This is a genomic window from uncultured Campylobacter sp. (genome assembly GCF_937973075.1).
Classification (GTDB): Bacteria; Campylobacterota; Campylobacteria; order Campylobacterales; family Campylobacteraceae; genus Campylobacter_B.
In genome coordinates, this window is record NZ_CALBWL010000043.1 from 1 (window position 1) to 9,823 (window position 9,823).

The window sequence follows — 9,823 nt, forward strand, 5'->3', positions numbered from 1 at the left end:
TGCACGGAGGGGTAACGCCCGTGATGTATTCTAGCTTTTGGGATGATACAAATACTACCCAAGAGCTTATAAAGTTAGGTGCGGATATACATAAAAAAGATGAATACAAGCTATCCGCTATGGCTTATGCGATAGAAAATAATGCTACCAATACTGTTAAACTATTGCTCGATAATGGAATTAAATTTAATGAGATCAATATAGTACAAGGGTATATAGGATGCCCTTGGTATTCCAAAGATACAAAAATTATAGTTGATAATAATAAAATAGATGTAAAATTTACTGGATGCATAAAGGGAGAATCCTCAAAAGATCCTATTTATCCATTAAACTATGCAATATATAGTAATTTGATAGAAATTGCCGATATGATGCTGCAAAGCGGTATAAGACCAAAAGAATATAAAAGTGCCCTATATTATTTAAGTGAGAATGGCGTTTCGTTTAAACAAAAAAATATCTTTAAAAAATCTATTTATAATTCTCTGCCAAGAGAACCTATATACGAAGATAAATTAAAATTATTAATAAAATATAATATAGATGGTCTACCGAGTCAAGATGATATTGTTACGGCTTATAGAAATTGTTTGGATAGTTTAGCTGGATCTATAAAAAAGAAGGAGTCTTACATAAACCATATGAATGATTATTGCTATGGAGAGAAGATTTTAGAATCATACGATTGGGCCCTTCGAGGCAGATGGTCGGTAAAACATAACGAAGAGAGGGAAAAAGGAACCGATAGATACTGGAAAGAAAAAGATTTTATAAAATTTTTCGGCTATATGCCAAATGATAAAAAATGTACTAAGCTAGAACCGGATATTAAAATATTAAATTTCTATAATATGAAAATAGATAGATATAAAGCTCTTTGCGGCAATGGGCTGAGCGATGAAGAGATTTTACAAAAAAGCAGTCTCAAAGATAAAAATAGTACTGAGGCATTCGATATTGAGACATTTTTTAAATATTTAAATTTTGAGGAAATGCTAGAGAAAGCGAAAGTGAAAATTCTACATAACGGCGAGAAAATAGATATAAAAGATTATGCCGAAATTCTAAGACAAGAAGCAGCTAAAAAACTAGATAGTAATCAATAAATTTGAAGGAGTAAAACTATATAGCATAAGAACTTAAGCGATATAGTAGGCAAAGCTTTTCTAAATTTTTATTAAAATTTTCCCCGCTAGGCTGCAAAGCCTTAAATTAATCCAAATTTCACTATAATTAATCACTTAAATTTTAAAGGCCGCGAATGCTAAGCTTAGACGAAATTCGAAAAAATATCATCTTAAAACAAGGCGTGCGCTATTTTGACTACACCGCTTCGGGGCTTGCTTATGAGCCCGTAGAGTGCGAGATAGCGGAGGTACTCAAAACCTACGCCAACACCCACTCCGACAGTAGCTCAAGCGCCATCATCACACAGCGTCGCTACGAGGGCGCGCGAGAGAGTCTAAAAAAGCTACTGGGGCTTGACGAGCGGTTTTGTCTCATCGCTTGCGGACAGGGCGCGACGGCTGCGATCAAGAAATTTCAAGAGCTGCTCGGCATCTACCTGCCGCCTGCGACCAGAAGCGCGATCGGCGAGGCAAATTTACGCGCCGCGCAGCTTCCGCTCGTGCTTGTTTCGCCATACGAACACCACTCAAACGAGCTTAGCTTTCGCGAGGGGCTTTGCGACTACATGCGCGTGCCGCTTAGCGAGTCCGGCGAGATCGATCTGCTCGCGCTTGAGCGCATCTTGAAGCTAAATGCCGGACGCCGCATCATCGGCTCGTTTAGCGCCGCCTCAAACGTAACGGGCGTCATCAGCGATTATAAAAAAATCAGCGAACTAATCAGGGCTGCGGGCGGGATCGTGGCCTTTGACTGCGCGGCGCTAAGCTCGCACGCAAATTTAGACTGCGATCATTTCGACGCGATTTTCCTCTCGCCGCATAAGCTACTCGGAGGGCCTGCTAGCTGCGGGCTTCTGGCGATCAAAAAGGAGCTACTTAACAGCGATGTGCCGACCTTTGCCGCAGGCGGGACGGTCGCCTACGCCAGCCGCGAAGGGCACGTATTTTTGAAAAATCCCGAGCAGCTAGAGGAGGGCGGCACGCCGCCTATTATCGGGCTTATGCGGGCAAATTTGGCTTATGCGCTGCGAAACGAGGTGGGCTTCGAGCAAATAAAAAGCGCCGAGGACGAGCTCGCACGGCTTTTTGAGAGCGAACTAGCAGGCATTGACGAGATCATAAACTGCGCTCCAAAGGGCGCGCCGCGGCTGCCGATAATTTCATTTAACGTGCGCGGCGTCTCGGCGTATGATTTTGCCGCGAGCCTTAGCAACGACTTCGGCATCCAGACGCGCGCGGGTGTGATGTGCGCGGGGCCGTACGCTCACGATCTGCTAGGTATCAAGGAGGGGCGCATGCCTGAAAGTAAGCCCGGCTTCGTGCGCGTGAGCCTGCACTATACGCACACCGAGCAAGATGTGCGTTATCTCGTGGACGCGATAAAATCCTGCATCAAAAAGCACCGCGAGCTTTGGGGCGAGGAAAAGGCGATGTATGAGATGTTTGGCGGGAAAATTTAAGCTAGGGCTTTGCCGCTTTTTTGAGCTCTAGTGAAATTTCGTAAAATTCCACACCGTTTTTAAAATTTATCGGAATTTCGTGCCGTCTCCTTGAAATTTTACGCGGGTTTTGCGCCGCGGAATTCTCTTACTATCTTTCCGCCTTTGCACTGCAGGCGAAATAAACTACACGCTCTGCGGAGTTAAAATTTAGAATTTTAAAATTTCACGCTGTGCTGCTCGGTAAAGGCATGCTTGTAAATTTCAAAATTTAAAGGCGCAAATTTTTATGCTCTGTTTCGCCGGGTACGCCGCGCTAGATGGTTCGCAGTAAAAATTTGAAGAAATAATATTAGTGCCGCGCGAATAAAAATTCCAAAGCAAAATAAAGCTTATCCGCACTTCGCGCAGAATTACTCCAGCCCTAAAAACGCGCCGTCTTCAAATCCGAAATAGATCCTCTCGCCCGCGCTCCAGCGCCTCTCATCCTGAGCTGTGACGCATTTTAGCAGCACGTCGCCCACCTTGATCTTGATGAGTAGCGAGGAGCCGTACTGAAGCGAAACCGAATGTAAAATCCCCGCAAAGCAGCGCTCAAACGGGCTTTGAGATAATAAAATTTTACTCGGATTTATCGCGATTTTGCGAGCGCGTGCGAGTCCCTCTTCAAGGCGCAGCGAAATTTCGTCCGAAAATTTTAAAATCTCGTTTTGCACGTCAAAGATATTTTTGTATTCAAACTCGCATATCTTGCCGCGATGCAAAAATACGCTTCTTTGCGCGATCGCGCTGAGCCATTTCTCATCGTGGCTGGCGATGATAAAGCCGCAGCCGTAGCGACTCCGCATAAATAAAATCGCGCGCGCAAAGAGCTTGGAAGCGGCAAGATCGAGGCTGTTGGTCGGCTCGTCGAGCAGATAGAGCTTCGCGCGCTGCGCTAGAGCGAGCGCAAACGCGATGCGTTGCGTCTGCCCCGAGCTAAGCTCGAAATGCTTCTTTGATAAAAAACTTCTATCAAGCCCCGTTAGGCCGAGTGCCTCATCCACTCGCTCATCAAATTCCGCAAGCACGCCGCGACTTTTGAGCGCAAATTTAAAATTTTGCTCTACGCTACGTTTTAAAAGCACGGGTTCGGGCAGCAGTAGGCAGATCTGCCGCAACGTCTGCAAAGAGGGCGCCTGCTGCCCCCAAAGCTCCACGCTGCCGCTACTTGGGCGCTGCAAAAAGGCTAAAATCCGCAGCAACGTGGATTTGCCGCTGCCGTTGGAGCCCAAAAGCGCCGTGATGTCGCTCGTATTTAGATCGAGGCTGGGGATATTTAAAATTTCGCTCCGTCCGTAGTGCAGCACTAGATCCCGCACCGAAATTTGCTCGCTATGGGGTACAGATCGCGCGGCGGCGGAAGTCTTATCCGTAAATTTCTCACTCGCGAAATTCTCGCTCTTGGAATTCTCTTTCTTGGAATTTGCGCTAACGGAATTCTCGGTTGCAGAATTTTTACTCGTAGAATTCTTAGCGGCAAAATTTGCGCTCATAGAATTCTCTCCCGCAGAATTTATGCTCGTTAAATTTTCGCTCATAAAATTTTCGCATTCCCGCTCCGCCCGGTTTTTGTCTGTGAAATTTTTGCTCGGACGCGTTTGCTTATCTGCATTCATCGATCTAACCTTTTTAGCGCGTGGATGGCTAAATTTATCGCAAACGCTATTAAAATCAGCACCAGCGCGAGCGCTATACCCATCGCAAACTCGCCCTTGTTGGTCTCAAGCGAGATCGCCGTGGTGATCGTGCGGGTGAAATATTTGATATTGCCGCCGATCATCATCGCTACGCCTACCTCCGCGACGATCCGCCCGTAAGCGGTGGCGATGACGACCAGCAGGGCATAACGCAGCTCGTAAAGCACGCAAAGGATTAAATTTGGCGGGCTTAGGCGGTAGTTCATAATGTTTAGATAGTGCTTCTTATCCATATTTTCGATGACGCTGGCGCTTAGCGAGACGATGATAGGAAGCGCCAGCGCAAATTGCCCGAGCATCACGGCCTTAAGCGTAAAAAGCAGCCCCAGCTCGCCCAAAGGGCCGTTTCTGGATATGAAAGCGTAAAGGATCAGTCCTATCGCTACAGTGGGCATCGCAAGCGCGACGTCGCTTAAAAGTCTAAGCGTTCTGCGAGCGCGAAATTCGTAAAATCCGAGGATAAATCCTATCGGAAAGCCGGTTAAAATCGCAAAAAGTATCGAGATACTTGAAGTATAAAGCGTCGCTTTGATCGCCGAAAAGGTCTCCGCATCGCCGCTAAAAAGCAGACCGAATGCGCTTAAAATTCCTTCTAAAATAAAGTCCAAGATCACGTCCTAAATATTCTATTATGGCATATTTATAAACCAAATTTATATGCTATAATAGCACATTTTTTAAAGGAGATAACATGAAAAAAATATTTTTTGTTTCGCTCGCTCTTAGTGCGAGCCTTTTTGCCGCTGATAACGATTTGGTGATGGCAACTACAACGAGTACCGATAATACGGGCTTGCTAGACGCGATCTATCCTGCGTATAAGGCGGAAACCGGCGTCGATATCAAATGGACGGCGGTAGGCACAGGTGCTGCTCTAAAGCTTGGCGAGAACTGCGATGCGGATATACTTTTCGTGCATTCGCCGAAAGTCGAGAAAGAATTTGTAGAAAAAGGCTTCGGCGTTGACCGCACGCCCGTTATGTATAATGATTTTATCCTCATCGCCGATAAATCGATCGCACCTAAATTTAAAGGCAAAGATCTTAAAGGTTCGTTTGAGCTGATCAAGGCGGAGAAGATTAAATTTTTCTCTCGCGGCGATAAATCGGGCACCGATAACAAAGAGAAAGGTATTTGGAAAAAGGTTGAGGGCGCCGTGCCTGAAAATGAGGCGTGGTATAACCAAACCGGTCAAGGCATGATCGCTACGATTAACGCAGCCGCCGAGCAAAAGGGCGTGACCTTCACCGATCGCGGCACCTACATCAAATATGAGGACAATAAAAAGGGCAATCCCGATATGGTTATCATCAACGAAGGCGATAACGATCTGAAGAATTTTTACTCCGTAATCGCGGTCAATCCAAAGCACTGCCCAAAAGCCGACTACGAAAATGCGCAGCGCTTCATCAAATGGATCACCAGCGAGAAGGGGCAGAAGTTCGTAGGCGATTTCAAGCTGCTAAATAAGCCGCTTTTCACCCCTGATGCGAATACTCGCAAGAACTAGCTCTAGCTAAATAAAGCTAAATTTAAAGCCTGAAGGCGAAACGCCGCCTTTGGGCTTTTGCTTTTTAATAAATCAATCTGCGCGCCTTTAAATTTAGCTCTTTTGCCTCTAAAATTTAGCGGGCGTTTTTTACTGCGTCTCTTTACGATACATTTTTTACTTTCTTGCCATACGTTTAAATTTATCGCAGCTTCGTTTGTAGGCGATAGGCTTAAAATTCCAGCTATATTTGAGATCGGTGCGGAGAAATTTCGATCGCATTTGGATATGCTCTAATGTCTAGCGATATTTATACAGCGCAAAATTTAGCCGTATTTGCACGCGGCTTAAAATTTTAGTTTGTTGGGAATTTAATTTGAAGTTGCGGTTAAGCTCGGGCGTATGAAAAACGCCCGAGCGTGTGAAGCTATGAAATTTTATGCGCGGTTTGCGGAACCGCTTCTGCCGCGCGCCGGTAAAATTGCCTTTCAAGCTCTGGCAAAACTACCGAGCGCGCGGCTATAAAATTTCACTTTGCGGCAGGTTACTCGACTTCGGCGTCGATGACGTCGTCGTCTTTTTTACCGCCGTTTGAGCCGGAGCTTTGCGATCCGCCTTGTGCACCCTGATTTGCGCTGGCAGCCTTGTATAGATCCTCGGCGACCTTGCTTAGGGCTTCTACTTTGGAGTTTATCGCTTCCTTGCTTGCGTTTTCATCCTTTAGCACGGCTTTTAGATCATTTAGCGCGCCTTCGATCTTAGCGCGTAGATCACCCGGTACCTTCTCGCCCATCTCGCTTAGGCTCTTTTCGGTTTGATGCGCGATACTATCGGCTTGGTTGCGCGCCTCGACGGTCTCTTTGCGCTTGTTATCTTCCTCTTTGTGAAGCTCGGCATCTTTTACCATCTTATCGATCTCGGCATCGCTTAAACCGCTTGAGCCGGTGATGCGGATGTCGGTTGCCTTGCCGGTAGCCTTGTCTTTTGCCGAGACGGTTAAAATTCCGTTCGCATCGATATTAAATTCCACCTCGATCTGAGGCACGCCGCGAGGAGCGGGCATGATGCCCTCAAGATTGAAATTTCCTAGCGATTTGTTGTCTTTCGCAAACTCGCGCTCGCCCTGCAAGACGTTGATCGTAACGGCGCTTTGATTATCCTCTGCAGTCGAGAAGGTTTGAGATTTTTTCGTAGGTATCGTAGTTCCCTTTTCGATGATCTTGGTCATCACGCCACCTAGGGTTTCGATGCCGAGGCTTAACGGAGTGACGTCGAGCAGTAGCACGTCTTTTACGTCGCCTTTGATGACCGCGCCTTGGATCGCTGCGCCGATTGCTACGACTTCATCAGGGTTTACGCTCTTGTTTAGCTCTTTGCCGAAAGCCTTTTTGACCTCCTCTTGCACGAGTGGCACGCGCGTCGAGCCGCCTACCATGACGACTTCTTTGATGTCGTTCATGCTAAGACCTGCATCGCTTACGACCTTTTTAAGCGTACTTATGGTCTCATCTACCAAAGAATCGATCATGCTTTCAAATTTAGCTCTAGTGATGGTTTTCATCAGGTGCTTAGGACCCGTAGCGTCAGCAGTGATAAAAGGTAAATTTACCGTCGTTTCCATCGCGCTGCTTAGCTCTTTTTTGGCGTTTTCCGCAGCCTCTTTTAGGCGTTGCATAGCCATGACATCGCCGCGCAAGTCGATGCCTGTTTCAGATTGAAATTCCGAGGTTAAAAAGTCGATCAGTTTGTTATCGAAATCATCGCCGCCCAAAAATGCATTACCGCCGGTAGCTAAAACTTCTACGACGCTATCGCCGGTTTCTAGCACGGTTACGTCGAATGTACCACCACCTAGATCGTAAACGACGATCTTTTCAGATTCTTTTTTATCCAGTCCATACGCAAGTGCCGCTGCGGTCGGCTCGTTGATGATACGAAGCACGTTTAAGCCCGCGATTGTTCCTGCTTCTTTCGTCGCCTTTCTTTGGCTGTCGTTGAAATATGCAGGCACGGTGATGACCGCATCGACAACCGGCTCGCCCAAAAACGCCTCAGCATCCTCTTTTAGCTTGATTAGCACCTTGGCTGAAATTTCTTGCGGTGTATAAATCTTGCCCGCGATCTCTACCGCGCACGCGCCATTTCGGTCTATGATCTTATACGGTAGGCGCTTTTTAGCCTCCTGCGCGTTTTTCTCATTCATCATAAGACCCATGATGCGTTTGATCGAGTAGATCGTCTTTTCCGGGTTAGTGACTGCTTGGCGCTTGGCGCTGTCGCCTACTAAAACCTCGCCTTTATCGGTGAAAGCGACTACCGACGGAGTGGTGTTTTTGCCCTCTTTGTTCGGTATGATCTTGCTCTCGCCACGCTCGAATATGCTTACGCACGAGTTTGTTGTTCCTAGGTCAATGCCTATGACTTTTGCCATTTGTTATCCTTTGTATTGAATTTAAAATTTTAAAATTTGAGCGATTATTTCGCCACTACTACCATAGCGGCGCGTAAAACGCGCTGCTTATACATATAGCCTTTTTGATATACTTGAACGATATCGCCTTTTTTAGCACCTTCGGCTTCAATCATCGAAATAGCGTTATGCACGCTAGGATCAAATCCCGCATCCGTCGCTATCGGCACGATACCGTATTTTTCAAAAGTCTTTGTAAAAAGGCTTAGACATTGTTTTACGCCGACTTCGATTTTATCCGCAAGCTCATTACCTTCCACATCAATTTTGGCGGCCTCCTCAAGCGCGTCGATTATCGGCAGCAGATCCTTCGCAAAGCTCTCGCTAGCGTAAGCAACAGCGCTATCTTTTTCTTTTTCCAAACGTTTTTTGAGATTTTCAAAATCCGCATTGGCGCGGTAAAATTTATCGGTGATCTCACTCAGCTCGTTTTGAAGCTTTTGTATCTGCGCGTCGGTATCATCGCATGTCTGCGCCTCTTGCGGCTCGCTCGCCTCTGACGCGCACTGTTCGCAAACCTCTTTTTCTTCACTATCGCACACTGCATTTTTATCGCCGTGCTCTTTAAATTTATGGCTCATGCTACTCCTTTAGCGTAGTTAAAAAATTTCTCGTAATTCTCGTAAACGCTGCCTGCACAGATCATCGTAGCGTCCTCGCCTTCGAATTTTACGGGGCGTTTGATCCCCATAAATCCGTGCTCAAAGTAGGGCGCGAAGATCAAATTTTTAGTAAAATTTACGGCGATCGAGGGGTTGAGTAAAATTTTAAACCGCTCGTCTTTGAAAATTTTATACGCTACGACCTCGTTACAAAGAAATTCGATTTTAGAATTTTTTAGCTCTTTAATTTTGGTGCTAAGCTCGCGCAGACCGATCTGCATCGAAGCTAGCTCCAAATCTCCGAGTGAAATTCCTATTAAATTTGATAGGAATTTAAAAACTCTAAAATCGTATTTTAAGATAATCTCGTCTTTTCTAAATGCAAGAATTATAAAGCGATCATTGTGATTGATAACTTCGCTTAGGGCTTCATTTTCGGCGTTGAAAATCATACAGTAAATTTCAAAATCCTCAAGCACCGCTTCTAGCTCGCGAGCATCGTCTATTTTTAACTCATCGTCGAAGCTAAGTCTAGCGCGCCAGTAATCCTGCATCGTCGCAACCGTCGGAATTCTACCACCACTTACATGAAGCTGCGTCAAAGCCCCCTCGTCGCTTAAGCGCTTAAAATAAATTCGAATGCTAGACGCGGACATCGCTACGCCCATACGCTCACCCAGCTCGGAAGATCCGATCGGGGTGTTGCTATCGAGATAGGCGGAAATGATGGATTCCAGGATCATATCGCGTTTATTCGTTTTCACTTTTAGCACTCTTTCGGTAAGATTGCTAGTATTATACAACATTGAGTGGTAGGATGTCAAGGTTTTTATATAAATTTTATAAAATTTTAGCAATCGGGTCTTGAGTTTGCTAAATTTTAGCTATGATTTTTGAGGTGAGCGTATTTCTTGGAATTCTTGGAATTCTTGGAATTCTTGGAATTCTTGGAAT

General features: G+C 45.8%; 8 protein-coding genes. 3 read left to right on the top strand and 5 right to left on the bottom strand.

Going from position 1 to position 9,823, the window contains the following annotated elements; genetic code table 11:
• Both Q0274_RS05815 and Q0274_RS05820 read left to right on the top strand, forming a co-directional pair.
• A partial coding sequence (locus tag Q0274_RS05815; protein WP_298028312.1) for an ankyrin repeat domain-containing protein occupies window positions 1-1,109 on the top strand: 1,109 nt, incomplete at its 5' end.
• A 155-nt stretch (window positions 1,110-1,264) separates the two neighbouring features.
• Window positions 1,265-2,590 carry an aminotransferase class V-fold PLP-dependent enzyme gene (locus Q0274_RS05820; protein WP_298028313.1) on the top strand — a complete coding sequence of 442 codons (1,326 nt, stop codon included), beginning with the start codon at window positions 1,265-1,267 and terminating at the stop codon, window positions 2,588-2,590.
• Between the two features lie 392 nt (window positions 2,591-2,982).
• Here the strand turns inward: Q0274_RS05820 and tupC are convergent, their stop codons facing one another.
• Together tupC and tupB are read right to left on the bottom strand one after the other, a co-directional pair.
• On the bottom strand, window positions 2,983-4,227 hold the full coding sequence (gene tupC / locus Q0274_RS05825; protein ID WP_298028314.1) for a tungstate ABC transporter ATP-binding protein TupC: 1,245 nt from the start codon (window positions 4,225-4,227) through the stop codon (window positions 2,983-2,985).
• Window positions 4,224-4,916, bottom strand: coding sequence for a tungstate ABC transporter permease TupB (tupB, locus tag Q0274_RS05830; protein ID WP_298028315.1), 693 nt, complete (start codon window positions 4,914-4,916; stop codon window positions 4,224-4,226). The genes tupC and tupB overlap by 4 nt, the downstream gene beginning before the upstream one ends.
• An 83-nt stretch (window positions 4,917-4,999) precedes the next feature.
• Between tupB and tupA the strand changes: the two genes are divergently transcribed.
• Window positions 5,000-5,818 (top strand): tungstate ABC transporter substrate-binding protein TupA, encoded by an 819-nt coding sequence (tupA, locus tag Q0274_RS05835; RefSeq protein ID WP_291937738.1) that lies wholly within the window; start codon window positions 5,000-5,002, stop codon window positions 5,816-5,818.
• 523 nt (window positions 5,819-6,341) lie between these two features.
• Here the strand turns inward: tupA and dnaK are convergent.
• The 3 genes from dnaK to Q0274_RS05850 are packed head-to-tail and all read right to left on the bottom strand — an operon-like array spanning window position 6,342 to window position 9,633.
• The gene (gene dnaK, locus Q0274_RS05840; RefSeq protein WP_298028316.1) at window positions 6,342-8,228 is read right to left on the bottom strand and encodes a molecular chaperone DnaK; all 1,887 of its coding nucleotides are present in this window, start codon (window positions 8,226-8,228) and stop codon (window positions 6,342-6,344) included.
• Between the two features lie 44 nt (window positions 8,229-8,272).
• Entirely contained in the window at window positions 8,273-8,848 is a 576-nt protein-coding gene (locus tag Q0274_RS05845; protein WP_298028317.1) for a nucleotide exchange factor GrpE, read from the bottom strand.
• Window positions 8,845-9,633 (bottom strand): HrcA family transcriptional regulator, encoded by a 789-nt coding sequence (locus Q0274_RS05850; RefSeq protein WP_298028318.1) that lies wholly within the window; start codon window positions 9,631-9,633, stop codon window positions 8,845-8,847. Before Q0274_RS05850 ends, Q0274_RS05845 begins: the two co-directional genes overlap by 4 nt.
• Window positions 9,634-9,823 lie beyond the last annotated feature (190 nt).

Coding starts and splice junctions, on each gene's coding strand:
- Q0274_RS05820 (WP_298028313.1), top strand. CDS start 1,265: ATGCTAAGCTTAGACGAAATTCGAAAAAATATCATCTTAAAACAAGGC.
- dnaK (WP_298028316.1), bottom strand. CDS start 8,228: ATGGCAAAAGTCATAGGCATTGACCTAGGAACAACAAACTCGTGCGTA.
- Q0274_RS05845 (WP_298028317.1), bottom strand. CDS start 8,848: ATGAGCCATAAATTTAAAGAGCACGGCGATAAAAATGCAGTGTGCGAT.
- tupC (WP_298028314.1), bottom strand. CDS start 4,227: ATGAATGCAGATAAGCAAACGCGTCCGAGCAAAAATTTCACAGACAAA.
- tupA (WP_291937738.1), top strand. CDS start 5,000: ATGAAAAAAATATTTTTTGTTTCGCTCGCTCTTAGTGCGAGCCTTTTT.